This window comes from Methylobacterium mesophilicum (assembly GCF_022179445.1).
Lineage (GTDB): Bacteria > Pseudomonadota > Alphaproteobacteria > Rhizobiales > Beijerinckiaceae > Methylobacterium > Methylobacterium mesophilicum.
On the sequence record NZ_BPQU01000188.1, the window covers coordinates 1 to 226 of the forward strand.

Below are 226 nucleotides of genomic sequence, written 5' to 3' on the forward strand. Positions count from 1 at the left end.
CCGGAGGCGTGTTGGGAGCGGGGTGATCGGTCGAGGCGGAGGGCGCACCGGAACGGGGCTGCTGGGTATCGAAGGGGGACGTACGGCCCCCGTCCGATTGGCCCGCCGCGACGAGCACGGCGACCGACGAGGCGACGACCATGAGGCTCGCGCCCGCCAGCAGCGACCGGCGCACCACCGGCGTGCCCCACGCCCGCCCGGCCCGGTGGGCGTACCGCCACGCGCC

At 77.4% G+C, this 226-nt stretch carries 1 protein-coding gene; it reads right to left on the bottom strand.

Annotation, left to right across the window (positions count from 1 at the left end; all coding sequences use genetic code 11):
• Positions 1-226: hypothetical protein (locus MFF40_RS28685; RefSeq protein ID WP_238263221.1), on the bottom strand; the 226-nt coding region annotated here is incomplete at both ends.